The following is a 24,528-nucleotide window of genomic DNA, read 5'->3' on the forward strand; positions in this document are numbered from 1 at the left end:
GTCCAGATGCCGTCGGGGGACGGCCGCACCATCAACGCCGGTCACTATAGCCGCGCAGGGAGGCGGTAAGGGCGGCGTGCCCGAACGATTTCCGAAGTCGATAGCGCCTGCCTGCTAGCCCAACGTCTCAGGGGTCAATCGCCATGCCACGTCATCCTCATGCATGCGATGACCATGATGCAGGGGAAAAGTGATCGCATGCGATCACCATTGACCGATCTTATCTGATCTAATACGATCACTTTGGAACGTTAGACGGGAGCTTTCCTATTGAAACGTAACGATCGATCACCATCGAACAGAGTTGATCAATGAACGACAGCATGGATCTGGCGGGCGTCAGGCGACGGAAGATCGCGAAGTTAGTTGAGGATCGTGGCTCCGTCGGGGTGCGAGACCTGTCCGAAGCTTTCGGCGTGTCCGACGTCACCATCCGACGTGATCTGCGGGAATTGGGCAAGCAAGGCGTTGTCACGCGCACGCATGGCGGCGTGATGATCAATTCAAGCATTCTGGCCGATTTGCCGAACGAGGAGCGGAAGTTTGTCGGTTCCGAGGAAAAGGATCGGATCGGCCAAGTGGCTATTGAGCTGCTTGGCGAAGAGGACGTTGCTTTTCTCGATGCAGGGACGACGGCACTCGCCGTAGCATCCTACGCCCATCGCAGGCCGAATTGTTACTACGTCACGACCAGTCTTGGTGTGGCCACGAGGTTGATGGAACAGGACATTCAGAACTTCTACCTGATTGGCGGAGCATACCGAGGGACAAACGACTCCTTCATCGGGACCCTGGCCATCTCCGCGATAAGGTCGCTGTCTTTCGATGTCTCGTTTCTGTGCTGCTCTTCCATCGATATCGAGCGCCGGTCGATATCGATGAACGACGAGGTCTATGCTCAGGTCCAGAAAGAGGCGATCGCCTCCTCACGCCGCAACATTGTCGTGGCCCACCATGACAAGGTGACGGTCAGCGGCTTTGTGCACACCGCCGGATTTCACCAATTGGATGGCATCATCACGGACTCAGGCCTGAATGAGGAGAGTCATGCCCAACTGATGAACGCGAAAATTGAGGTAATGCTGGCATGAGCAAGAGCGGCGCATCGTTAGAGGTCAGGAATCTACATAAAAGTTGGGGTCAGGTTGAGGTTCTGAAGGCGGTCGATTTCGACATCAATGCCGGGGGCTTTCTGACACTTCTTGGGCCCTCGGGATGTGGCAAAAGCACGCTTCTGCGGCTGATCTGCGGGTTGGACGAGGTGAGTGGCGGAGAGATCCTGATAGATGGGCAGGTCGTAACGGGGAAAGCTGCCGCAGAGCGGAACCTGGGGATGGTATTCCAGAATTACGCGCTGTTTCCGCATATGACGATTGAGGAAAACATCGCCTACGGCCTCAAGATCCGCAAAGTTCCAACGGCCGAGAAGAAGAAACAGCTTGATCGGGTGGCCGATTTGATGGCGCTTGGCCCGTTGCTGAACCGCAGGCCGGGTCAACTGTCCGGCGGGCAACAGCAACGGGTTGCGCTCGCACGCGTGCTGGTTTCGGGGCGTCCTCTGGTGCTGATGGACGAACCCCTTTCCAACCTCGACGCCAAGCTACGCGTGGAAATACGCAGCGAGATCCGGTCGCTCAATAAGAAGCTCGGTATCACGATCGTCTACGTCACCCACGATCAGAGCGAAGCCTTGTCTATGTCTGATCGCATCGTGCTCATGAATGCTGGCGAAGTCGCTCAAATCGGGACACCGGAAGAACTTTACGAACGGCCTGCCAACACGTTCTCTGCAACCTTCATCGGCACGCCGCCGACCAATATCATTGATTCATCCGAAGTCGAGTATCCGGCAGATCTGAATATTGCGGGTGGCCACGACGTGAAGGATTGCCTGTTTGGAATAAGGCCGGAATGCATCGGATTCCCCACGACGGATAAGAATCTGCGGGTCAAGGCGCGGGTCAAGAGTGTGGAGTACGAAGGAAAGGTCTTTCTGATTCACCTAGAGACAGCTGCCGGCACGTCAATCGTGCAGTCTTACTCCGGCCCATCTGTCCCGCAGTACGGTGAGGAAGTCACGCTCGGCTGGGCACGGGAGCATACCCACATGTTTTCGAAGAAGGATGGCAGGGTGATTACCGTTTCACGGTAATACCTCGGGATCTGGAGGATCCCACAACAATATAAGGGAGGAGAAAATAATGACTTACAAATGGAACTCGGCAATGCCGTTCGTGATGGCGGCGCTCGCGGGGGCAAGCGCTACCAGCTTGCACGCGGCTGATCTGGAATTCTATTTCCCGGTGGGCGTGAACGCGCCTGCGGTCGCGACGATTGAAGAATTGACCAGCGCATGGGCGGCACAGAACCCACAGCATACGGTCGAGGCCGTCTATGCCGGCAACTACGAGGAAACGACAACAAAGGCATTGACGGCTGCGCAAGCCGGTGATCCGCCTCAAGTGGCCGTCCTGCTTGCGATCGATCTGTTCACCCTGGTCGAAGAAGATGTCATTCTTCCGATTTCGGACATTGCAAACTCGGCCGAAGATCAGGCCTGGATGGACGGTTTTTACCCAGCGTTCATGTCTGACGCAAAGTTTGAGGGCAAGACCTACAGCATTCCATTCCAGCGCTCGACGCCGGTGCTGTATTACAACAAGGACGCGTTCCGCGCAGCGGGGCTTGATCCGGAGTCCCCTCCCGAGACGTGGGACGAAATGATAGAGATGGGCAAAGAGCTGGTCGTCACCGATGACAACGGCAACGTTACCCAATGGGGTACACGAATTCCCACTTTGGGACTTGGCGGAGCGTGGCTGTTCGGCGGACTCGTGGTTTCCAAAGGGGATGTGCTATCGACTGAAACCGGAACCGAAGCCCGGTTCGACACGCCTGCGGCAAGGGAATCATTGGAGTTTCTTCAGCAGTTGTCCGATGAAGGCGTAATGCAGCCGGGAGGTATTTCCTGGGGTGATACGCCGAAGGCCTTTCTCGAAGGTCAAACGGCTACAATGTGGACCTCGACCGGCAATCTGTCGTTCATCAACGAGAATGCAGAATTTGACTGGGGTGTGGGTTTCCTGCCGGGTGGTGACGGTCCTGGCGCACCGCTTGGTGGCGGAAACTTCTACATCTTCAGCGACACTACCGAGGAAGAACGTGACGCAGCCCTAGACTTCATCAAGTTCATGACCGCGCCGGAAAATGCGGCGACGTGGAGCATTGCGACTGGCTATGTCGCGCCTCGCCCAGACGCTTGGGAAACGCCCGAGATGGAGGAATATGCCGCCGAACTGCCGCAGGCGCTCGTGGCACTTGACCAGCTGCCACATGCCTACCGCGAATTTGCGACGTTTCAGCGGGCGAAAGTCACTCAATCGTTGGTCGATGCAATCGAAAGCGTAGTTACAGGTGGCAGTACCGCGGCTGAGGCACTCGCCGAAGCGCAGGAAGAAGCTGACGCTGTGCTAGGTGATTACAACTAACGCGTCACCTTTTCAGAGATTGACAGATTGATGACCTCCGCGCTCCGGACCGTTCCAGGGCGCGGAGACTTCAAGCTCGTACAGAGGTACTCAAAGTCATGAACAAAAGGCTTCCCCTTGGCCTTGGTTTCGTCCTGTTGGTCCTGCCCTGCTCGCTCCTGGTCGCGTTCACCCATTATCCCGCAGTAAAGGCAATCATCAACTCGCTCTGGAACAACGCCAGTTCCCGTCGCCCATCCCGCTTTGTCGGGTTGGAGAACTACGAGGCGATGATTGCAGACGACAAGTTAATGCAGGTGCTGACCAACAGCGGCCTTTACGCACTTGGCACCATCCCGGCCGCTATCTTTTTGTCAGTAAGCATGGCGTTGCTGGTAAATTCCCGTTTCCCGGGTACAGGCCTGATGCGGCTGTCCTTCTTTCTACCGACAATGCTGCCGCTCGTGGCGGTAGCCAACATATGGCTGTTCTTCTACGCGCCGGGGATTGGACTTGCTTCGCAGATGATGAATGCGGTCGGCTTGCCCACCATCAATTTTCTCGGCAGCACCGAAACATCGCTGGCATCGATGATGGTGGTGGCCGTCTGGAAAGAAGCCGGACTGTTCATGATCTTCTATCTGGCCGCCCTTCAGGGAGTACCTGAAAACCTCAAGGATGCCGCCCGGCTGGAAGGGGCAGGGCCGGTCCGCGTGTTTTTCGACGTGATCTTTCCGCTACTGCGCCCCACGACAATTTTTGTGGCGGTTAATGCGTTGATCAATGCGTTCCGGCTTATAGACCACATCATTGTGATGACTAAGGGCGGGCCAGACAATTCCAGCGCGCTGCTACTGTTTTACATCTACGAAGTTACTTTCCGGCAGCGGGACTTTGCATACGGCGCAACGCTTACCGTCTTGATGGTTGCGCTTCTCGGCGCCCTCGCGGCCTTCCAATTCTGGGTTCTTGACAGAAAGACGCATTACCAATGACCAGGGATTTGAACAGGATACTGATGACCGCCTTGGCTTTTGTGCTAGCCGGAGTTTGGGGGTTGCCATTTCTTTACTCTGTCTGGACGGCCTTTCATGACGAGAAATACTCGGCAAATTTCAGATGGGATGCGCCAATCTCTTTCGAAAATTTTGTGCAGGCGTGGAATGCAGCTCCCTTTGCGCTCTATTTCGCAAACACCTTCATCTTAATTGCAATCGTAATTGTTGCGAACTTCATTCTCTGCACATTGGTGGCCTATGCCTTTGTCCGTTACCGGTTCCGTTGGGCGGGCTTTCTCTTTGCGCTGATTATGGTGCAGCTTCTAATCTCCCCCGAGATCCTGATCGTAGAAAATTACCTAACGTTATCGCGTATTGGAATGACCGATACCATTCTGGGAATTGCCTTGCCTTACCTGAATTCGGCTTTCGGCATCTTCCTGTTGCGGCAAACCTTCATGAGCGTTCCCAAATCCCTGGACGAGGCAGCGCAACTTGAAGGCGCAGGTGCATGGCGGGTGCTGTGGAATGTGTATGTGCCCTTGGCCAAGCCGGTCTATCTGGCCTACGGACTGGTTTCGATAAGCTTCCACTGGAATAATTTCCTCTGGCCCCTAATCGTCACCAACTCACCGGAAGTACGACCGGTCACTGTAGGCCTGAGTGTGTTTGCCACCGTGGAAAGCGGCGTCGAATGGTCTCTAGTCAATGCGGCCACGTTGATGACGACCGCGCCGCTCATCATTGCCTTTCTTATCTTCCAGCGCCAGTTCGTCGTGAACTTTATGCGCGCCGGAATTAAATAGCCGCATGAATTCGGAACAGCGCTGCTGCCTGCTATGGAGAGCCACATGCGATTTGCCCATATAAGCGATCTTCACCTCAGCCAAACCTTAGTCGCGGGGGTGCGGGCCGACGCTGCCGCGATCGTCGAACAGTTGTCGCGTGATATTCTCAGAATCAGCGAGATTCTGGATTTCGTAGTGGTGTCTGGCGACGTCACGGAGGATGCAGAATTTGCATCTTTCCGACAGTTCGAGGATATGTTCGCCCAAATTGGCCTGCCAGTTTACATGGTGCCCGGCAATCATGACGGTCCGGCCGTGTATTACAACTGTCTCGACCAGTTTCCGACGCTAAGTTCATGGGACATCACCAACAAGGTCGTTGAATTGCCGGGGCTGTGTTTGCTGGGGATCGACACCTGCATCGAAGGTGAGACCACCGGTAGAATTAAAGCCGACGCGATGAAAATAATTGAGCGTGAATCCGCGCGCCGCGGCGCGCCGCCGCTTGTCATCGTAATGCATCACCCTCCGATCACGACGGGTCTGCAGGAATTCGATGCCGTATCGCAACTGGAGGGCATCGCTGAACTCCATGATATCATCAAACGCTCCGAAAGGCCGAAACTAATCCTGTCAGGCCACGTGCACCGGCCTTATCAGGGCCGGATAGATGGGGCGGGCTGTTTCGTGGCTGGTAGCACGACCAGTGCCTTTGCTCCGGATCTGCCCTTCGGTTCGTCACCGATTCTGTTCAGGGGTCTCCAAGACTTCTATTATGTATACGAAGTCGACGAAAACGGGAGGTATGTGGTCACACCACAGCATTTTCCATACGTCCCCTCGGAATAGGAAGGGTTTCTAATTTGAATCTAACGAAGCAACAAATCGAAGATCTGAGCGAAGCCGTGCGGAGCGTCGGGCGGAATGAGATCATGCCGCATTTCCGCAACCTTGCTTCGCTTGAGGTGGGGACAAAGAGAGATGCGAAAGATCTTGTCACGGATGCCGACCGCGCAGCGGAAATAGCAATTGGCGCTGCGGTTGCAAAAATTCTGCCCCATGCTGTTGTTGTCGGGGAGGAAGCTGCTTCAGAGCGGCCTCAGATACTCGACGCGATCGGAACCGCGGGCACCTGTGTAATTATCGATCCGATTGATGGAACACAAAATTTTGTCGCGGGCCTCGCCGTGTTTGGAACGATTCTTGCAGTGGTCGAGAACGGCGAGACGGTATTCGGACTGCTTTACGATCCAGTACTTGATGATTGGATCTGCGCGTCTCGTGGCGAAGGCGCATTTTACGCGAGCAGCACCACGACGCCGAAGCAGGTGGTTTGCCGGTCGGCGCGACCGCTTGGTACCGCAAGAGGCTTTTTGCCGTTCGACAATTATCCAGCGGAGGAAAGGGCGGACCTGATGCGCGGGTTCGACTCTGTCTATCAGATTCAGGATATTCGGTGTTCGTGCCATGAATATCGTCAGCTTGCCTCGGGACAGGCTGATTTTCTGCGGTCTCGTTATTTGAACTCATGGGACCACGCTGCTGGGCTTCTGGTTCTGCAAGAAGCCGACGGATGGGCAAAGGTCGAGGGAACCCAGACCTACACGCCGGCACTGCGCGCAGGCCATGTAATTGCAGCTAGCTGCGAAGAGGTAGGGCTCAAGGTCAGCGACCTATCTGTCGCCATGCCATAAGCCGCACCAAACGGCAGGCCGACATCATAGATCAAAGCGGTTTCTGCGTGGAATTCCTGAATGAGGCGCCATTGACGTGCTTGAATATCACCCGTTGGGAATAAAATGTTAGAAAGTTCGCTGTACGTCCTACTCAATCTTGCAAGCGCTGCGGCATTACTGATTTGGTCTGTCCGCTTGGTTCGAACCGGATTCGAGCGCGCATTCGGCGGTCAGCTGCGCCGTTGGTTGCGGATGTCGACATCTAACAGGCTTAGTGCGGCGGGTTGCGGAGCCGGTGCGGCGGTTCTGCTGCAAAGTTCGACCGCGGTGGCTGTACTGATGGCCGGATTCGTTTCAGCTGGTACCATTAGCGGCGTTTCGGGTCTTGCGATTCTTCTGGGGGCTGATCTGGGGTCGGCAATTGTCACACAGCTTCTGAATTCATCACTTGCTTTGATTGCCCCGGTCCTGCTGCTGGGCGGTGTCGTGACGTTTTTGCGCAGCAGCCACCGGCGCCTTCGCCAGATCGGGCGTATCCTGATCGGCCTGGCATTGCTTTTCATGTCGCTGGATCTTATCCGGGCGGCAAGTCATCCGCTAATCGACAGCGCGCAAAGCCAGACCGTAATCCTCTATCTAGCCGATGAAGCCGCTGCAGCTTTCGTAATGGCAGCGGTTTTTGCCTGGTTGGTGCATTCGAGCGTCGCCGCGGTCTTGCTGTTTGTGACAATGGCCGGCCAGGGCATCATGCCGGTTGAAGCCACCTTTGCGATGGTGCTGGGCGCAAATCTCGGCGGCTCGTTCATTGCGCTGTTCCTTACTCTCAAATCCGATGTCATGGTGCGACGTGCAGTCTTGGCCAATCTAGTACTGCGCGGTGGCGGTGCAGCTGGCATGCTCTATGTGTTGACTGTCTTTCCGGGGCTTGCCTCCCTTCTCGGATCCGAGCCGGCCCGTCAATCTCTGAACCTGCATTTGGTTTTCAACTGTCTTTTGCTTTTGCTGTGTTTGCCGCTCACCGGTCCAATTTTTCGTGCGACCTCTTACCTGATCGATGACAGCGGAAATGATCCAGACATCGCTGTGCAAAGCTCTGCACTCGATCGCGACGCTTTGGATCATCCCGCCCGCGCCTTTTCCTGCGCTATCAGGGAATTGGTCCACATTGGCGGGCAGGTTGAAGCCATGCATCGACGGGTACTGCCGTTGTTTGAGGCCTTTGATGAGGTCGCCGCACAAAGGATACGCCACGACAATCAGGAGGTCGCTCGGCGGTCACTCAATTTGCGGATCTATCTGACTAGCATTCACGGTAAGGACGGCGAGGATAGCGAGGACAAGATCGGCGCAAAGGCCGTTGAGCTCGCCGGTATCGCAGCAAACGTGGAATCCGCAGCCGACATCATCTCTCGAAAGATCGTCTTGCTGGCAGAAACCATGAGCCTAGAAAATCTCCATTTTTCGAAGGAAGGCTGGCAGGATTTGTCGGCGTTTCACGACACAGTCTACCGCAACGTTCAGCTTTCGATTTCCGTTTTGATGAACGAGGATGCGTCATTGGCACGATCACTTGTCGAACAGAAGGAATTAGTCCGTGATCTCGCTCAACGGCTGGAGAAACAGCATCTTTACCGGCTGAAACAGGGACTTTCCGAGACGATTGAGACCAGCAGCATCCATTTGAACGTGTTGCGCGGGCTTAAGGCCGTGAACACGAATTTCGCCATGATCGCCTACCCGCTGCTCAGCGACAGCGGTGAGTTGCTTGGCAGCAGGTTGGCTGTGAACTGAACGTAGGTTTTCGCGGGAATTGGCCCGGTTGTCCGGGTGGAACGCCAGCTCATTTCGACAAATCGCGTACCCACAGGCGGATAGAAGTTGTGGCAGCAAAGCCCGATGGTCGCCTCGAGCGGCTGGACATCGTGCCTGCGCAGCTCCAGGCGCTGGTCGACATTCGGCCGAAGTATGCCTGCCGCGTCTGCTCCCAGGGGATCATGCATGCAGCATCCGGGCCCCGGCTGATCGAAGGTGGCCTGCCGGCCGAAGGTGCCATCGCCCACGTCCTGGTATCAAAGTTCGTGGACCACCTGCCGTGTTACAGGTAGAGCCAGATCCTGGCCCGCCCCGGCATCCGGATCGATCCCAGCGCCTTGGCAAACTGGGCCGGGACGGCGGCCTTCCAGCTGTCCTCAAAAACAAATGCGAGGCTATCAGATCCCGAGAGCCTTGTAGACTTCGGCGAGTCGCCGCAGGGCGATGGTGTAGGCGGCGGTGCGCAGATCCGGGATCGCGGGGTTGCTGTTCCAAAGTGCCGACATCTCGGCATAAGCGGAGCGCATTTTGTCGTCGAGACCTGAGCGAACGAGGTCAATCTCGCGCGCGGCGGTGGTGAGCTCGAGCGCGGTATCGGCGGGAAAGGCGCGGCCTGTCATGGTCTCGATAGACTGGGTCAGCATTCGGTGGCCGCGTTCGTCTCGACGGCGCTCCATTAATCCAAAAGGGATATGGGTCAGGTTCTTGACCCATTCAAAATAGCTCACCGTGACGCCGCCAGCATTTGCGAAAAGATCGGGAATGATCACGATGCCACGCTCGCGCAAGATCGTGTTGGCGGCGTAGGTGATCGGACCATTGGCCGCTTCGACGATCAGGCGGGCTTGGATGTCGGGGGCGTTTTCCTCGGTGATGACGCTTTCGAGCGCGGCGGGGATCAGTATGTCGCAGGCATCGGTCAGGGCAGCTGTCCCGTCGCGCTCAAAGGTCCCGCCGGCAAACCCCTCGACACCGCCCGTGGCCAATACATGTGCCTTCAGCGCCTCGATATCGAGACCGTCGGGATTGCGAATGGCGCCATCGCGCTCGGCCACCGCGACGATGCGGCAGCCATCCTCGGCGCTGAGGAATTTGGCGGCGTGATAGCCGACATTCCCGAGCCCCTGCACCACAACAGTGCGTCCCGCGAGGCCCTCGGGCAGGCCCGTCCGTGACAGATCCTGCGGATGACGGAAGAACTCCTGAAGGGCGTACTGCACACCGCGCCCCGTCGCCTCGATACGCCCCTCGATGCCGCCCATGGCCAGCGGCTTTCCGGTTACGCAGGCGGAGGCGTTGATGTCGGTGGGCTTCATGCGGCGGTATTCATCGGCGATCCAGATCATCGTCGTCTCGTTTGTGCCCACATCAGGGGCCGGGACGTTCTGGCTTGGGCTGAGGAAGTCGTGCCGCGCGAGTTCTTGAGCGAAACGGCGGGTGATCCGCTCGAGCTCATGGGGTTCCCATTCGGTGGGGTCGATCTTGAGCGCGCCCTTGGAGCCACCGAAGGGAATATCCATGAGCGCGCATTTGTAGGTCATGAGGGCCGCGAGCGCCTCGACTTCATCAAGATTGGCGTAGGGTGCATAGCGGATACCGCCCTTGGCAGGGCTGGGGTGATTGGAATGGACCGAGCGCCAGCCCTCGAAGGTGTGCATCTTACCCCGCAGTCGCACCCCGAAACGGGTGATATAGGAGGCGTTGCAGACGTTGATCTTGTTCGCGAGCCCGTCCTCCATCAACATCAGCTGCGCCGCGTCGGAGAACATCTTGTTCACGTCATCAAGAAATGAAGAGCCAGGTAGCATTGCTGAAATATTTCTATATATCGTTGTGGTTGTAAGAGAATTGTGTCTGAGGGAATGACCGCTCAGGCGAGCCGCCTTGGCTCGTGGGTAACTGATGTCGAAATATTTCCAAAGTCAAGCGAAGCAAGAAGTGGAACTTGCGTTCAGGGGGGCTCTACAAGCAGACAGATTTGAAAGTGGTTGCTGCTAGCTTTTTTGATCAGCGACTTTATTTTACTTGTAATTTACGAAATTATTGGTCCCGGCCAGAGCAGCTTACTCCTCCTGCCAATTCCGCCAGTGTGATTGGCTTTATGGGTGATCTGACACGGAAATAGCCGATCTGCTCGTGGTGCAACTTGTGATGCATCGCCAACAGATTGGTCACGGTGAGCCCGCAATAGCGGCCTTGGCAGGGTCCCATCCCGCATCTGCAGAAGGCCTTGAGTTGATTTGGGCCATGATATCCGAGGTCAGCAAACCTTCGGACATCCTTTGCAGTTACGCCTTCGCATCGACAGACGACGGTTTCTCCGACCGGGCAAAGAATATCGTCAGGGGGCGCGTAGAGCGTTTCAAGAAACGGTCTGATCGCGGCCTCCCGGCCTCGTTGTCTTAGATAGGGGCGAGCGAGTCTGTCCCTCTCCGGCTCGCTGATCATTCCAAGTGCCGACAGGGCGCCGAGCGCAGTGATCCGACCCGAGAATTCCGCGGCTTTTGCCCCAAGGATGCCGGCCCCATCACCTGCTATGCTGATATTTGAAGAGGGCGTCATTCCATAGGCGTTCGTTTGCGGACGGAAGCAGAGCTGGCTTTCGTCCCAGCAATGGGGCAGCCCGAGGGATCGAGAAAGTTGTGTATTGGGGACTACGCCCTGATGCAAAAGTGCGATCTGCGTTTCAATGCGGTGCTGCCTGCCGCCGTGCCGGAATGCGACTGCGTTCGCGGTGTCCGTCCCTTCGATCCGTGCCTCTTCGGCGCCACGAAACCAAGCGACACCGCTCTTCCGTAGCGACCAGATCAGTCGCAAGCCCTCGTACAATACCCGCCAAGACCGCAGCGCACCGGGCGCATGTCTCAGGGCGGATCGCATCTGCTGCCCGGACCGCGTGTCCACGATGGCTTTCGGGGGAAATCCCGCCGCTAACAATTGGCGGGCGAGGAGGTACAGCAGCGGCCCCGACCCGACGAGCACCGCGTCTCTCGGCGCGGTACCGGCGCTCTTCAGAAGGATCTGGGCCGCACCGGCGGTCATCACCCCGGGCAGCGTCCATCCAGGGACGGGGACCGGGCGTTCCAGCGCACCTGTCGCGAGGAGCAGGTGCCGACCAGTGACCATGCAGCTGCGCCCCTTGCTGCTGTACCAGACCGATCCTTCCGCAGAGGCTTTCCAGACCACGGCACCGCTCCGGTAATCAATGCGCTTGTCGAGGGCAGTGTTCGCAAGGCTGCGACCCGAGGAATAACTCCGACCAAGCAGGCGGTCGTGCCCGGGCGTCGCAGAAAGAACATTTCGGTAAATCTGGCCGCCGGGTGTGGGCTGCTCGTCGAGCAGGATTACCCGAGCACCATACCTGCGGGCTTCGTCGGCAGCGGCTAGTCCGGCCGGACCTGCGCCTATTATAATCAGATCGGCGTCCGCCGGTCGGACCGTCATGTGTCATCTCCGCTCGGCAAGAGGGACCGCACGACCAGACCTGCCACGACGGGTGTCATGCAGGATTGGACGCTTGTTCCATCGATGTCGACGATGCAGCCGTAGCACGCGCCCATCATGCAGTAGGGGCCAGTGTTCTCGCTCGCCGCGGAAGACCTTCGAAATCGGCGATACCCGCGGGCAAGAAGCGCAGCCGCTACCGTCATACCTGTCGAAGCTTGGATCTCTGCGCCGTCGAACGTGAAGGTGAGGTCCGCATCTGCGCTATCCGGCGGGGTGACAGGTTCAAACATCGAACCGGCTTTCGTTGAAGGTCGAAAGGTCCGGTGCAGAATTTTTCCCGAGGATCCAGTCGGCAATCGGACCGGCGTGCGAGGCCGCCAGGGTAATTCCGCTGTGGCAGGTTATGAAACTCGCCCCGGCGTAGGCGTCCGATCGTTCATAGATCGGCAATCCATCTGGCGTCATGACCCGAAGGGCCGCCCAGCTTCGGACCATACGCGCACTAGCCAGACGCGGAAAAATCCGGATTGCATCACGCACCATCGCGGTCAGGGTCGCAGTATCCTCTCGATCGTCCAGACCGGCTTCGGCTTTGGAAGCGCCGATCTGCACACCGCCTTCATTCACCTGACGGATCGACAACGAGGGGTGATTGATGAAGAACGGCAGTTTTTCGGTGATCAGGAGTTGTCCCTGCTGTGGTCGGACCGGGGCCCTGAAGCCCAGCATGGGGCCAAGTTTCGCGGCCCCGAGGCCGGCGCAAAGTACAAGCCGTTCTGCCGTGAGAGTGGCGCCATCGCTCATCGTAACTTGAAACCGGTGGTCCGCTGCGGAAACCTCAGCCGCCGGTGCGCCCGACTTTAGCTTTCCTCCCTTTGCGACAAAAGCTGTCGACAGGGCGCGTAGCAGGAGAAGGGGATTCACGTGGCCGTCCATCGGGCAGAAGATGCCGCCTACGACCTCAGGTCCTATGGCCGGCTCGAGATGCAGGAGGGCGGCACGGTCGAGGACTTCGAATGGATAATCCCCATCCCACTCCAGCCGGAAGGTTTCGAGCGCTGCAACTCTGGCGTCGAGCTTCTCGCTATCAGTATAATAGTCGAGCCCCCCCTCGATAGCATATCCGAGCGTCTTGCCCGTTATCTCTTCCAGCTCCTCCGCGAAATCCGGCCAAAGGGCAGCCGAGCGGCGGGTCCAGCGCGAGTAGTCGATGGCAGTCCGACCCTTGCCGGACACCCAAATCAGGCCGAAATTCCCCCGTGAGGCGCGATGGTCGTCGTCCCTCGCGTCGATCACGGTGACCTTCTCACCGGCATCGAGCAGTCCGCACGCGACGGACAGACCGACTACACCGCCGCCAATAACCAGCACGGTCATCTCAGCTTTTCCCGATGAAGATCTTGTCGATCCCGTAAAGGCGGTCGAGCAGCAGCATCACGACGAAGGTTATGACGATCGTTACGGTCGAGACCGACGCGCTGAGCGGGTCGATGGTTTCGACGATATGGTTGTACATCTTGACTGGAAGAGTCTGAGTGGCGGGGGCGGCGACAAAGACGCTCATCGTCAGTTCGTCGAAACTGCTGATGAAGGCCAGAAGCCACCCTCCTGCGACGCCGGGCAGGATCAGGGGCAGGGTGATGCGCCTGAACACGGTAAACCGGCTGGCGCCAAGGGTCAGTGCAGCCTGTTCCGCGTCGCGCGGCAGGCCGGTGATCGACGCCAGCGACAGTCGGACGGCATACGGCATGATCACGACGATATGTGCCGCGGTCAGACCCACTGACGTCCCACCCATGCCGAGCCGGCTGTAGAATTGCAGAAACGCGACCCCCAGAACGAGGTGCGGGATCAGCATCGGCGACAACAGGAAAGACGAGATCGCTGCGCGTCCGTGGAAGGTCATCCGCGCAAGGGCGAGTGCCGCGGGAACGGCGATAAGGGTTGCTGCGCTGGCTGACACGAAGGCCAGGCAAACCGAAAACCAGAACGCTTCGATGAACTCGGGAGCGTCCCAGATTGCCTTGAACCAACGCAGCGATAATCCATCCGTCGGCATCGAGAGATAGCCCTTGGACGTGAAGGAGACCAGCACGACGACAGCCAGGGGGGCCAGGATGAAGATCACGAAGATGGTGTGGAAGATGTATGAAAGCGGACCGAGACGACGCATGGCTGACCTCACTCGAACACTTTGGCAAAGCGTCGTTCGACCAGACGGTTCGCACTCGTGATGATGACGATGTTGGCAAACAGGAGGAGTGCGGCGAGCGTGGCGCCCATGGGCCAGTTCAGGGTGTTTTTGTATTCGTCGTAGATCATCGTCGCGACCACCTTCATGCGGCGGCCGCCGATGATCGACGGTGTGGCAAAGGCGGCGGCCGTAAGGGCGAAGCAGATGATGCTGCCAGACAGGATCCCCGGCGTGATCTGCGGCAGGGTGATCCGGCGGATGACCGTGAAGGGAGAGGCGCCCAGCGTCAGGGCCGCATCCTCGCTCTGTGGATCCATCTTCTGGAGCGATGCCCAGACCGGGATCACCATGAACGGTACCAGCACGTGGACCAATGCCACGGTCATACCGGTCATGGTGTACATCAGGCTGACTTCGCCCAGACCGAGCGCGGCGGTCGTTTTCGCCAGAAGGCCATTGCCACCGAACAAGATCGCCCAGCCGAGCGTTCTGACCACCACTGACACAAGAAGCGGTCCCAGTACCACAAGCAGGAAAATGGACCGCCAAGGATTGCGCATCCGCGACAGGATGTAGGCCTCGGGCGCTCCGATCAGAATGCACAGGACCGTCACGAGCAGCGACAGACCCAGGGTGCGTCCGAAAATGACGTAGAAGTAGGAGTCCGTGAAGACATCCAGATAATTGGCGAGTGTCCAGTCATCCTGGATTCCCAAGGTGTAGTCATAGGAATGCAGGCTGAGGAGAAGCGTCATCACCATCGGCGCTCCGAGGAGTGCGCTGAAGAACAGAACTCCCGGAGCGGTCAAAAGGTACGGCGTGGCGTTAATGCGTTTCATCGAACCGACCCTCCGCCGAGAAAATGTTGACGGCTCCGTCAGGCCAGCTCAGCCATGTCTTGTCGCCATTGGAAAACCCTGGGCGGCCGCTGTTCGGCTGTGTCACGAAAAGCTCCCCGATCGGGGTCTGCACCCTGTAGAGCCAGTTCGCGCCCAGAAAGATCGCTGCCAGCACCTTTGCTTCCACACCGTCTGCGGCATCGGACATCACCAACTTCTCGGGTCTGAGGGACAGTGTGACCTTGTCCAGTTTGCCAAGGTCTGTCCCCGGCAGGTCTATCTGGTGTCCTTCGATGCCCACGACACTCCCTCGTTCTCCTGCGGATAGAACACGGGCTTCCAGCAGATTGGTCTTTCCGACGAAATCCGACACGAAGAGATCGCGGGGGCGTTCGTACAGCTCGAGCGGTGCGGCGATCTGGGCAATACGCCCGTCCTCCATGACGACCACGCGATCGCTCATCGAAAGCGCCTCTTCTTGGTCGTGGGTGACAAGAATTGTCGTAACGCCGATCTCTTGCTGCAACAGACGCAGTTCGATCCGCATCTCTTCACGCAGCTTGGCGTCGAGGTTCGAAAGCGGTTCATCAAGCAGAAGGACCGGCGGCTCGATCACCAGCGCTCTGGCCAGCGCCACACGTTGTCTTTGGCCACCGGACATCTCTTTCGGGAAACGGTCTGCAAGGTGGTCGAGCTTCACAAGCTTCAGGGCCGCCCGCGCGCGTTCCTGACGTTCCGAGCGCCCGATGCCCTTCATTTCAAGTCCGAAGGCCACGTTTCCTGTCGCGTCCATGTGCGGGAACAGGGCGTAACTCTGGAAAACGATGCCCAGGCCACGCTTGTTTGGCGGTAGGCGAGTGATGTCGGTGCCGCCCAGCACGATCCGCCCGGCTGTCGGCTCCTGCAGGCCGGCGATCATCTGCAGCGTCGTCGTCTTGCCACATCCGGACGGACCCAGGAGCGACACGAATTCGCCGCGTTCGATCGACAGGTCTACGTTTTCGACTGCCGTGAACTCGCCGAATCTCTTGGTCAGGTCTTCAAGCCTGAGAAAAGTCATTTGGGTGGCCTGTATTCGAACGTTTTGTGTTGGATACCGGGGCGTTGCCCCGGTACCGAGGTTCCGGACTGCTCGACAGTCCTAGCGTTCAAGGCGCCGGGTCCATTGTTCGGTCCACTCGCCGCGCTTGTCATTCACGACGGTATAATCGACGGCGATCATCTTCTCGGCACGTTCGCCGACAGGCATCGACGCTGCCTGCTCGTCCGTAAGCGTGACTGAGCCGTTGACAGGGCCAGAGCCCTTGGTGTCGGCAAGGTACTGTTGCGTCTCCTGCGACGTCACGAACTGGATGAAGTCCTGCGCCGCATCCGGCACGTCGGATCCCACGACTGGGCAGACCGCTGTCATCAGCGCGACCGCACCTTCCTCGGGATAGACGAAGGCGGCGGGGAATCCGGTATCGGCCAGGGACTTGGCGCGGCCACTGCCCCAGACGGACAACGCGATGTCACCGTTCTGAAACAGCTCGGACATCTTTCCGGATGAGGGCTCGTAAGTCAGGACGTTCGGATCGATCTCGTCCTCGAAAGCCTTGAACCCCGGCTCGATCTCGTCAACTCCGCCGCCGTCCAGCTGAGCCATGACAATCAGCGTCAGAAGGCCATAGCCATTGGTGATCGGCGGGACGGAGACCATTCCCTTGTATTTCGGGTCCTTCAGATCGTTCCAGGAGGTCGGCGCATCCCAGCCCTTTTCCTCGAACAGCTCGGTGTTGTAGGTCAGTCCGGTCGCGATCAGCTGAACGCCCACGGCCTTGCTTTCCGGGAATCGGGCCACGTCATAGAGGCCCTCGAAGGTGTCCTCGCGAACCGTGTCGCAGTAGCCGAAGCTTATTGCCTGGACCATTGGACCGTCGTCCATCATCGCGACGTCGATCTGTTGGTTGCCTTCTTGGGCACGCAGCTTGGCCAAGGTATCGGTCGAATTGCCCGCAACGAACTCGACGTTGACGTCCTTGCCCGCCTCGGTCTCCTGCCATTTCGGGATCAGTACCGTCTTGTAGAGCTCTTCGTTCGAGCCGCCGTACGAGGCAAAGTACAACGTCTTTTCCTGTGCGACGGCCATGGTCGCGGTACAGCCGAGCAGAAGGCTCATTATAGTTAATTTGCGCATTTAGAAGTTACTCCCTGATTGATCTTTATTCCTCTCATGCTCTCAGACAGGAACCATAAGTCAAATCTTTAAAATAGATTAATTCATGCAAATATATTATGAACTTCCGGGTCAGAGAAGGGCAGGTGAGATGCGTCTAACCCACAGACAACTTGAGGCTTTTCGCGCCGTGATGGAAACAGGCAGCGTGACCGAGGCGGCTCGACAGATCCATGTTACGCAGCCCGCTACCAGTCGATTGCTCGCCGATCTCGAAGGCACGATCGGGTATGCGCTTTTTAAGCGAGAGAAAAAGAGGCTCGTTCCGACCCCAGAAGCGCGTGCCCTGTTCGAAGAGGTGCAGCGGTCCTATGTCGGATTGGAGACCATTGCCCAATCAGCGCGGGAGATCGGGACGCATCGGCGCGGATCCCTGCATATTGTCTCGCTGCCGGCGATGGCGATGAATTTCCTGCCCCGGATTATCGACCGGTTCTGCGCGGAACGACCGGACATATCCGTCGCGCTGCACATCGCAAGTTCACAAAGCGTCATCGCGTCCGTCGCGACGCAGCAGTATGATCTCGGCTTCTCCGAAGCCGACACAAGGCAGCGTGGCGTCTCGGCCGAACTCCTGCTTCAGTCCGCACTGGTGGCCGCGATCCCGAAAGGGCACAGGCTGTGCGATCGCAAGGTCCTCGTCCCCAGTGATTTCGAAGGCGAAGCGTTTATCCTCACTGCTACCAACAGTTCGGCCGGGAACCGGATCACGTCTATCTTCGCCTCTGAAAACGTTAAGGCGCGCACCCAGATCAGCACACAGCTGTCATATGCGGTTGGGCAATTTGTCGTTCAGGGCACCGGGCTGGCCCTGATCGACCCGATCACAGCGGCTGAATTGCAGCGGCAAGGCCAGATCGAAGTTCGGCCTTTCGAACCCTCTCTGGCCTATCGTTACTTCGTGATGTCCCCGACCGTCAGGCCGAGGTCCGGTTTGTCGGAAGTTTTTCTGTCACTGGTCCGCGAAGAGGTCGAGGCACTGGTGACATCCTGACGTCGACTCATTTCAGATTGGTTTTCTGAGCCGGTCGAGCCGATCGCGGAGGGCATAGTACCGTGTCAGGGTCCTCGCTGCGAAAGGCGCGAAACTTCGGAAGGGAACGACCGGGAACTCGATGTCGTCGAGTGGTGTGGCGCTTCCGGGCTGACCCGTCATCTTCCGCACGAGCTTGTCGGCGAAATAGAGCGAGCGGGTTACGCCGGAGCCGCAGTATCCGCCGATCAGCCAGAGACCGTCGTCCTGGGCAATGTGTGGGGAGTGATCGGTGGTGTAGGCGATCTTTCCATGCCAGACGTGCTGGAAATCGTCAGCAATGAGATCGGGAAACAGCCGGCCGACAGCCGCTGCAATCTGTGCCCTCTGCACATCAGGCGGCGCCGACTTGCTTGCGATGCGCCCGCCGAAGATGAAACGCGTGTGATCGGGCGACGGACGGGACCAGATGAAGATGCGGCCGCTTTCGCCGTGCATTTGGAGACCTGGAGACATTGCTCGGACCCGCTCCTCTCCCAAATGGCGCGTCGCGCTGACGGCCACGTCGATGGGAACGATCCGCCTGTGAAGCTCGGCCATGCGGCTGTCCGAATATCCGTTCGTTGCGATCACCACCTGCCGTGCGCGAAAATCCTCGCCGGGGGTCCGGACGAGGAAGCCCGACGCGTCACGGTGGATTGAAGTGGCGGGCATCTGGGTGAGCAGCGTTGCGCCGTTAACTTCGGCCCGGGTCGCTAGGGTGTTTGCCAGTTTCTTGGGGTGGAGGCCGCCATCCCTTGGGTACAGAATACCGCCAACATAGGCGCGCGAGCCTGTATGAAGGTGAATGTCGGAAGGCTGGACGATTTCGTATCTCAGGCCAACCGCAGCCCCGAGGCGTTCGCATTCGCCGATCATCGCATGGTGATCCGCCTCAGTCCGGGCACCCCGAAACCGGCCAGACATCCGAAGGTCGCAGTCCATGTCCGGTTTGGAAAGCAGATCCTCGCAGTAGTCCACCGCCTCCACGCCCATGGCCAGGATCTGACGGGCCTTCGTGTCACCGTAGGCCTTGGTCAGTCCAGCAAGACCAAGGCCGTGAAAGCTTGGTCCGACCATGCCCCCGTTGCGGGAGGACGCGCCGAAACCGATTCCATGCTGTTCGATTAGCAGAACCGATGCGCCTTGCTCCGCGAGTCCACTGGCGACGGAAAGACCTGAGTACCCACCGCCGACAATGACGACGTCGTAGGCGGACTTCAGGTCCCTGGGGCGCGGCACATGGTCGGCCACGCCCTCATGCCAGTAGTTGCCACGCATGTCCGCGGCTGCGGCGCGTGATTCAACCCGGTGGATTGTCATTGATGCGTTCCTGACGCTTCAGCCTATGTCGAACCGGACACCTTGGGCGAGCGGTAGTTCAGTCCCGAAATTGACTGTGCAGGTCTGACGCCGCATGTATCCCCGCCATGCGTCCGATCCGCTCTCGCGGCCGCCACCCGTCTCCTTTTCGCCACCGAACGCCCCACCGATTTCAGCGCCCGAAGGTCCGATATTTACGTTGGCAATGCCACAATCGGAGCCGGCGGCCGACAGGAAGGCCTCAGCTTCGCGCATGTTCAGCGTGAAGATGCACGACGACAGCCCCTGCGGCACATCGTTCTGAATAGCTAACGCTTCTTCGATGTCATCATATCCCAGCACGTAGAGTATCGGCGCAAATGTCTCGGTGCGTACGATGTCGCTTTGCTCCGGCATTTCGGCGATAGCCGGTTCAACATAGGCGCCGCCTTGCGGAACGCCGGACGTCACCGTCTTGCCGCCATGCACGGTTGCGCCCTCGGACTTGGCCTTTTCGAGCGCCGTCATCATCTGGTCGACGGCATTGTGATCGATCAGCGGACCGACCAGCATCTTGCCGTCGCGCGGATCGCCGATCGGCAGGCTGGAATAGGCCTTGACGAGTTTGGCCACGAGTTCCTCCCGTATCGAGTTGTGGGCGATCACCCGGCGCAGCGACGTGCAGCGCTGGCCGGCCGTTCCGACGGCCGAAAAGACGATGGCCCGAACCGCCATGTCGAGATCGGCAGACGGCGCGACGATCATCGCATTGTTGCCGCCCAGTTCTAGGATCGGACGTCCCCAGCGCGCCATCACCTTCGGACCGACGATCGAGCCCATGCGGGTCGAGCCCGTCGCGGAGATGATCGGCACATCTTCCGACGAGACCATCGCTTCGCCGATCTCGGCGCCGCCAATGGTCAGCTGGACAAGACCCTCCGGCGCATCGTCGCCGAAACGGTCCAGCGCGCGCTGCATGATCTTCATGGTGGCCATGGCGGTCAGCGGCGTCTTCTCGGATGGTTTCCAGATCACCGGATCGCCGCAGACGAGCGCCAGCGCCGTATTCCACGACCAGACGGCGACCGGGAAGTTGAAGGCTGTGATCACACCACAGGGACCGAGCGGATGCCATGTTTCCATCATCCGGTGTCCCGGCCGTTCGGACGCGATGGTCAGACCATAAAGCTGGCGAGACTGTCCCACCGCGAAGTCGCAGATATCGATCATCTCCTGGACTTCGCCGACGCCTTCCGAAGTGATCTTGCCCGCTTCCAGCGTCACGACCGCGCCTAGTTCTTCTTTGGACTTCCGTAATTCCTCGCCGAGCAGGCGTACGAGTTCGCCGCGGCGCGGTGCCGGCACCGTCCGCCAGGCGAGAAATGCCTTCTGCGCTTTAGCGATGACTGCGGGCATATCGGCCGGATCGGTTTCCTTTACGCGCGCCACTTCGACGCCGTCGATGGGGGAGCGCACACCCAGAGTGCCGCCGGTCAGTTCGGCCTCGCTCAGGCACGCTGCCGCAAGAACGTCTTTATGGGTCATGATGTTTCTCCTTTTAATACGGTTTGGCGCTGTTCCTGCATGCCCATGGCAACCAGCAGCGGCGTTTTGTTCTGTCGGGCCTTGAAATCATCCTTGCTGCTCATGCCGTGCCAGCCGGCCAGGATCAGCGACTGGGCGACGGCGCCACCCAGCGTCGTGCCCGGGCCGGTGATGATGAACAGGTCTGGCGCGAACTCGCGCGCCGCGATGGCCATGGCTTTGGTGAAATCATAGGTTTCGGTGACCTGCGCGCCGAGCGTGTAGTCGCGCAGGGCCTGCGTATCGCTCGCCTTTGGCCACCAGATCGCGCCACGTCCGTCGATCAGCGGTAAGTCGGGTTGCCCAAACAGCGCCGGGGGCAGTTGTTCGCGGCCCTCTGCCGCCACCGGCGCCTGCAGAGCGGTGTGGAAGGCGGCGTGGTTGCCGAGCCGCATCGGGAACCGTTCCTGCACCGGCTCGACTGCGGTTTCGAAGGCGGCAAGCCCGGCCTCGTTGCCGGCCAATACCAGCATGCCGCCGAGGTCGATCGACAGAGCGAGCGCATGATCCGCCCGCCCGGCGATGTCGTCGACCAGCGCCAAAAGCTTCGCACGGTTCTCTGGATTCGGCCGCCAGTCCTCGCAGACAAAGGGGTAGATCAACTGCCCGCCGATCAACGCGTCCTGCATCAGCACGCCCATGGTGTTGGCAACGCGGAAGCCGTTCTGCGGGGATAGGGCGCCGCCGCAGGCAAGCGCCGAGTACCAGCCCATGGAATTGCCGGTAACCGCCACGATCTCTACCTGCTCGCGATCGATCGACAGGAAGTCGCCCAATGTCGCGGCATAGATCAGCGCCGACGCATTATCGCCCCGCGTATGAGTCGATAGCGAGAAGCGCGACGCGCCATCCAGTTCGCCGAGCGTCGGCTGCCCCTTGGCGGACCGTTGCGCATCGAAATCAGCCAAAAGAGTGCTGTCGGGGAAGTGTTTGGCCAGATAGCCCAGCTCGGCTTTGTTATACGTTCCTCGACCGGGACAGATGACCACCGCCGTTTTCATGCTGTGCCCTTCGCCAGTTTCCGAGCCGCGGCCACGATGCCGTCCGTCGATGGCATGGTGGCGGCATAGGCGGGCCCGGTTGCGATGAAACTGTCCTCGGCACTCAGGCGCGCATGCGGCAAATCCGTACGCTCCGTCAGAAGCGCGATCAGTGCTTCGGCCAGTCCGCCGGTGCGCCGGGTCTCGTCGACGATCAGCACTTTCCGGCAGTCCGACACGGTCTCCAGGATGGCATCCTCGGGCAGCGGCGACAGCCAGCGAATGTCGATCACGCGCGTCGCGATCCCCTCCGCCTCCAGCCGCTTCTGCGCCTGTCGCGACAGGTAGGCGCCATTGCCGAACGTCACGATGGCCACATCCGTGCCGTCACCATGCTGCCCGACTTCGCCGAAACCGATGCGTTCCGACGGTTCGGGGTAGGGTGTCATCCACCCGCCATCGCCGGCTTCATGCAGGTCGCGCATCGAATAAAGGGCAATCGGCTCCAGGAACACGACGAGGCGCTGTTCCTCTCGGGCAAGCCGCACGCATTCGCGCAGCATCATCGCGGCATCGGCCCCGTTCGACGGGCAGGCGAGAATGAGGCCCGGAATATCGCGCAGCACGGCAACCGAATTGTCGTTGTGAAAATGCCCGCCGAACCCCTTCTGGTAACCAAGCCCTGCAATGCGCACGACCATCGGATTCGTGTATTGTCCATTGGAAAAGAAAGGCAGCGTTGCCGCCTCACCGCGCAGCTGATCCTCAGCATTGTGCAGGTAGGCGAGGAACTGAATTTCCGGGATTGGCAGGAAACCGTTATGGGCGATGCCGATACCGAGCCCCAGAATGGACTGTTCGTCGAGCAGGGTGTCGATCACCCGCGACCGGCCGAAACGCGTGACGAGCTTCTGCGTTACGCCATACACGCCGCCCTTGCGGCCGACATCCTCACCCATCAGAACAATCTCGCCGTGTTCGAGCATCGCGTCGGTCAGCGCCCAGTTGATCAGGCGCGACATGATCTGCGGTTGCTCGAGCGCCTTGATTTCGCCGCCAAAAGCGGCCGCCCGCGCCTCCGCCGTCGGGCCGTTGGTCGGCCTGCAGGAGCGCGGTGGCGGAATGAGGCTCGCCATGACCTCCTCTGCCGTCTTGAGGCGGGGACGGGTCACGGCCTCAGTTGCCACCCGCTCGACGCGCGCATTCGTCTCCTCGTAGATCTCCAGCGCGCAAGCGGGTGCCATGATCCCCGCTTCGGCGAGCAGGCGCACCGAATGCAGCAAAGGGTCGTTTGCCTCCTCTGCTTCTACCTCCTCGCGGGACATGTACGTGGTGGGCATATCCGCTCCGGCATGGCCATAAAGGCGGATTGTACGCATGTGCAGGAAGGCCGGCTTACGCCGCGTGCGCACATAATCGGCAGCCTCCAGCGCGGCGCGATGCGTGTCGAACATGTCGAGGCCGTCGCAGGAAAAATACTTCAGCCCGGGTCGGTTCGAGAAGGTCGCGCCGATCCAGCCTTTCGGCGTTTTTGTGGAGATGCCGATGCCATTATCCTCGCAGACGAAGAGCAGCGGCAGCGGCAGGGACTGGTAGGACGTCCATTGCGCCGCGTTGAATGCGCCCTGCGCCGTAGAATGGTTCGCCGAAGCATCGCCGAAGGAGCACATGATGATCGCATCGTCGGGAAGCGCACGATGTTCGGGCGGATGGCGGCGGGCGAGACCCAAGGAGTAGGCCGCGCCCACCGCCTTCGGGAGGTGACTTGCAATAGTCGACGTCTGGGGAGGAATGGTCAGGCTCTTCGAGCCCAGCACCTTGTGCCGCCCTCCCGCGATCGGATCTTCCGAGGAGCAGGCAAACGACAGCAGCATATCCCAGGCGATCGACTGCCCGGGCACCTGGGTCGACCGGTGTATCTGGAAAGCTGCGTCGCGGTAATGCAGGAAGGCCATGTCGGTGGGCATCAGCGCTGCCGCGACGGCGGCCATGCCCTCATGGCCCGATGAGCCGATCGTGTAAAAGCCCTGGCCCGCCGCCTGCATTGCCCGGCTCTTGCGGTCGAGCGCGCGAGTGAGACATCCGGAGCGATAAATCAACGCAGCATCGTCATGCGACAACGGCCCGGCGGGGCTGCGTCCAGCGGGCAAATCCGCTTGAGCGACGCGCTTCAGAAAATTCTCGTGAACGATTGCAGAGCGGTCCATCAGATCA

22 protein-coding genes are annotated in these 24,528 nt (G+C 59.2%); 10 read left to right on the plus strand and 12 right to left on the minus strand.

Features of this window, described 5'->3' with window-relative positions; all coding sequences use genetic code 11:
• Positions 1-311 precede the first annotated feature (311 nt).
• The 9 genes from DQG15_RS11000 (at position 312) to DQG15_RS11040 (ending at position 9,034) form a co-directional block, all read left to right on the plus strand.
• The gene (locus DQG15_RS11000) at positions 312-1,091 is read left to right on the plus strand and encodes a DeoR/GlpR family DNA-binding transcription regulator (RefSeq protein WP_116085218.1); all 780 of its coding nucleotides are present in this window, start codon (positions 312-314) and stop codon (positions 1,089-1,091) included.
• Complete coding sequence (locus tag DQG15_RS11005; RefSeq protein WP_116085220.1) at positions 1,088-2,152, plus strand: ABC transporter ATP-binding protein; 1,065 nt, start codon at positions 1,088-1,090, stop codon at positions 2,150-2,152. The genes DQG15_RS11000 and DQG15_RS11005 overlap by 4 nt, the downstream gene beginning before the upstream one ends.
• 49 nt (positions 2,153-2,201) lie before the next feature.
• Entirely contained in the window at positions 2,202-3,488 is a 1,287-nt protein-coding gene (locus DQG15_RS11010; protein ID WP_116085221.1) for an ABC transporter substrate-binding protein, read from the plus strand.
• Between the two features lie 98 nt (positions 3,489-3,586).
• Entirely contained in the window at positions 3,587-4,462 is an 876-nt protein-coding gene (locus tag DQG15_RS11015) for a carbohydrate ABC transporter permease (RefSeq protein WP_116085223.1), read from the plus strand.
• Positions 4,459-5,271: a carbohydrate ABC transporter permease gene (locus DQG15_RS11020; RefSeq protein ID WP_116085225.1), complete on the plus strand. Its 813-nt coding sequence runs from the start codon at positions 4,459-4,461 to the stop codon at positions 5,269-5,271. The genes DQG15_RS11015 and DQG15_RS11020 overlap by 4 nt, the downstream gene beginning before the upstream one ends.
• Before the next feature lie 45 nt (positions 5,272-5,316).
• Positions 5,317-6,102, plus strand: a complete 786-nt coding sequence (locus DQG15_RS11025; RefSeq protein ID WP_157968967.1) for a metallophosphoesterase — start codon at positions 5,317-5,319, stop codon at positions 6,100-6,102.
• A 14-nt stretch (positions 6,103-6,116) separates the two neighbouring features.
• The gene (locus DQG15_RS11030; protein ID WP_116085228.1) at positions 6,117-6,947 is read left to right on the plus strand and encodes an inositol monophosphatase; all 831 of its coding nucleotides are present in this window, start codon (positions 6,117-6,119) and stop codon (positions 6,945-6,947) included.
• A gap of 105 nt (positions 6,948-7,052) precedes the next feature.
• Positions 7,053-8,720, plus strand: a complete 1,668-nt coding sequence (locus DQG15_RS11035; RefSeq protein ID WP_116085230.1) for a Na/Pi cotransporter family protein — start codon at positions 7,053-7,055, stop codon at positions 8,718-8,720.
• Between the two features lie 89 nt (positions 8,721-8,809).
• Entirely contained in the window at positions 8,810-9,034 is a 225-nt protein-coding gene (locus tag DQG15_RS11040) for an IS66 family transposase zinc-finger binding domain-containing protein (RefSeq protein WP_198665132.1), read from the plus strand.
• 105 nt (positions 9,035-9,139) lie between these two features.
• Here the strand turns inward: DQG15_RS11040 and DQG15_RS11045 are convergent, their stop codons facing one another.
• From DQG15_RS11045 to DQG15_RS11080, 8 genes are all read right to left on the minus strand, one after another.
• A complete protein-coding gene (locus DQG15_RS11045; protein WP_232830827.1) occupies positions 9,140-10,510 on the minus strand; it encodes a Glu/Leu/Phe/Val dehydrogenase in 1,371 nt (456 codons plus the stop codon).
• A 271-nt stretch (positions 10,511-10,781) separates the two neighbouring features.
• Positions 10,782-12,185 carry an NAD(P)/FAD-dependent oxidoreductase gene (locus DQG15_RS11050; RefSeq protein ID WP_116085233.1) on the minus strand — a complete coding sequence of 468 codons (1,404 nt, stop codon included), beginning with the start codon at positions 12,183-12,185 and terminating at the stop codon, positions 10,782-10,784.
• Positions 12,182-12,478: a (2Fe-2S)-binding protein gene (locus tag DQG15_RS18850; RefSeq protein WP_116085235.1), complete on the minus strand. Its 297-nt coding sequence runs from the start codon at positions 12,476-12,478 to the stop codon at positions 12,182-12,184. The genes DQG15_RS11050 and DQG15_RS18850 overlap by 4 nt, the downstream gene beginning before the upstream one ends.
• A complete protein-coding gene (locus DQG15_RS11060) occupies positions 12,471-13,565 on the minus strand; it encodes an FAD-binding oxidoreductase (RefSeq protein ID WP_116085237.1) in 1,095 nt (364 codons plus the stop codon). The genes DQG15_RS18850 and DQG15_RS11060 overlap by 8 nt, the downstream gene beginning before the upstream one ends.
• Position 13,566: 1 nt before the next feature.
• On the minus strand, positions 13,567-14,361 hold the full coding sequence (locus tag DQG15_RS11065) for an ABC transporter permease (RefSeq protein WP_116085239.1): 795 nt from the start codon (positions 14,359-14,361) through the stop codon (positions 13,567-13,569).
• 8 nt (positions 14,362-14,369) lie between these two features.
• Entirely contained in the window at positions 14,370-15,221 is an 852-nt protein-coding gene (locus DQG15_RS11070; protein ID WP_232830805.1) for an ABC transporter permease, read from the minus strand.
• Positions 15,208-16,281 (minus strand): ABC transporter ATP-binding protein, encoded by a 1,074-nt coding sequence (locus DQG15_RS11075; RefSeq protein ID WP_116085242.1) that lies wholly within the window; start codon positions 16,279-16,281, stop codon positions 15,208-15,210. Before DQG15_RS11075 ends, DQG15_RS11070 begins: the two co-directional genes overlap by 14 nt.
• Positions 16,282-16,362: 81 nt before the next feature.
• Positions 16,363-17,379: an ABC transporter substrate-binding protein gene (locus tag DQG15_RS11080; protein WP_232830806.1), complete on the minus strand. Its 1,017-nt coding sequence runs from the start codon at positions 17,377-17,379 to the stop codon at positions 16,363-16,365.
• 148 nt (positions 17,380-17,527) lie between these two features.
• On the opposite strand from DQG15_RS11080, the gene DQG15_RS11085 reads away from it, so the two are divergent.
• Positions 17,528-18,430, plus strand: coding sequence for a LysR substrate-binding domain-containing protein (locus tag DQG15_RS11085; protein ID WP_198665133.1), 903 nt, complete (start codon positions 17,528-17,530; stop codon positions 18,428-18,430).
• 12 nt (positions 18,431-18,442) lie between these two features.
• Here the strand turns inward: DQG15_RS11085 and DQG15_RS11090 are convergent, their stop codons facing one another.
• The 4 genes from DQG15_RS11090 to DQG15_RS11105 are packed head-to-tail and all read right to left on the minus strand — an operon-like array spanning position 18,443 to position 24,521.
• Entirely contained in the window at positions 18,443-19,771 is a 1,329-nt protein-coding gene (locus DQG15_RS11090) for an FAD-binding oxidoreductase (RefSeq protein ID WP_116085247.1), read from the minus strand.
• Positions 19,772-19,789: 18 nt separating this feature from the next.
• Complete coding sequence (locus tag DQG15_RS11095; RefSeq protein ID WP_116085248.1) at positions 19,790-21,295, minus strand: aldehyde dehydrogenase family protein; 1,506 nt, start codon at positions 21,293-21,295, stop codon at positions 19,790-19,792.
• Positions 21,292-22,335, minus strand: coding sequence for an ACP S-malonyltransferase (locus DQG15_RS11100; protein WP_116085250.1), 1,044 nt, complete (start codon positions 22,333-22,335; stop codon positions 21,292-21,294). The genes DQG15_RS11095 and DQG15_RS11100 overlap by 4 nt, the downstream gene beginning before the upstream one ends.
• Positions 22,332-24,521, minus strand: a complete 2,190-nt coding sequence (locus DQG15_RS11105) for an alpha-ketoacid dehydrogenase subunit alpha/beta (protein ID WP_116085251.1) — start codon at positions 24,519-24,521, stop codon at positions 22,332-22,334. The genes DQG15_RS11100 and DQG15_RS11105 overlap by 4 nt, the downstream gene beginning before the upstream one ends.
• Positions 24,522-24,528 lie beyond the last annotated feature (7 nt).

The sequence above is a fragment of the Tropicimonas sp. IMCC34011 genome, from assembly GCF_003390865.1.
Taxonomy (GTDB): Bacteria; Pseudomonadota; Alphaproteobacteria; order Rhodobacterales; family Rhodobacteraceae; genus Tropicimonas_B.

Coding starts and splice junctions, on each gene's coding strand:
- DQG15_RS11000 (WP_116085218.1), top strand. CDS start 312: ATGAACGACAGCATGGATCTGGCGGGCGTCAGGCGACGGAAGATCGCG.
- DQG15_RS11005 (WP_116085220.1), top strand. CDS start 1,088: ATGAGCAAGAGCGGCGCATCGTTAGAGGTCAGGAATCTACATAAAAGT.
- DQG15_RS11010 (WP_116085221.1), top strand. CDS start 2,202: ATGACTTACAAATGGAACTCGGCAATGCCGTTCGTGATGGCGGCGCTC.
- DQG15_RS11015 (WP_116085223.1), top strand. CDS start 3,587: ATGAACAAAAGGCTTCCCCTTGGCCTTGGTTTCGTCCTGTTGGTCCTG.
- DQG15_RS11020 (WP_116085225.1), top strand. CDS start 4,459: ATGACCAGGGATTTGAACAGGATACTGATGACCGCCTTGGCTTTTGTG.
- DQG15_RS11025 (WP_157968967.1), top strand. CDS start 5,317: ATGCGATTTGCCCATATAAGCGATCTTCACCTCAGCCAAACCTTAGTC.
- DQG15_RS11035 (WP_116085230.1), top strand. CDS start 7,053: ATGTTAGAAAGTTCGCTGTACGTCCTACTCAATCTTGCAAGCGCTGCG.
- DQG15_RS11045 (WP_232830827.1), bottom strand. CDS start 10,510: ATGTTCTCCGACGCGGCGCAGCTGATGTTGATGGAGGACGGGCTCGCG.
- DQG15_RS11050 (WP_116085233.1), bottom strand. CDS start 12,185: ATGACGGTCCGACCGGCGGACGCCGATCTGATTATAATAGGCGCAGGT.
- DQG15_RS18850 (WP_116085235.1), bottom strand. CDS start 12,478: ATGTTTGAACCTGTCACCCCGCCGGATAGCGCAGATGCGGACCTCACC.
- DQG15_RS11060 (WP_116085237.1), bottom strand. CDS start 13,565: ATGACCGTGCTGGTTATTGGCGGCGGTGTAGTCGGTCTGTCCGTCGCG.
- DQG15_RS11065 (WP_116085239.1), bottom strand. CDS start 14,361: ATGCGTCGTCTCGGTCCGCTTTCATACATCTTCCACACCATCTTCGTG.
- DQG15_RS11070 (WP_232830805.1), bottom strand. CDS start 15,221: ATGAAACGCATTAACGCCACGCCGTACCTTTTGACCGCTCCGGGAGTT.
- DQG15_RS11075 (WP_116085242.1), bottom strand. CDS start 16,281: ATGACTTTTCTCAGGCTTGAAGACCTGACCAAGAGATTCGGCGAGTTC.
- DQG15_RS11080 (WP_232830806.1), bottom strand. CDS start 17,379: ATGAGCCTTCTGCTCGGCTGTACCGCGACCATGGCCGTCGCACAGGAA.
- DQG15_RS11085 (WP_198665133.1), top strand. CDS start 17,528: ATGCGTCTAACCCACAGACAACTTGAGGCTTTTCGCGCCGTGATGGAA.
- DQG15_RS11090 (WP_116085247.1), bottom strand. CDS start 19,771: ATGACAATCCACCGGGTTGAATCACGCGCCGCAGCCGCGGACATGCGT.
- DQG15_RS11095 (WP_116085248.1), bottom strand. CDS start 21,295: ATGACCCATAAAGACGTTCTTGCGGCAGCGTGCCTGAGCGAGGCCGAA.
- DQG15_RS11100 (WP_116085250.1), bottom strand. CDS start 22,335: ATGAAAACGGCGGTGGTCATCTGTCCCGGTCGAGGAACGTATAACAAA.
- DQG15_RS11105 (WP_116085251.1), bottom strand. CDS start 24,521: ATGGACCGCTCTGCAATCGTTCACGAGAATTTTCTGAAGCGCGTCGCT.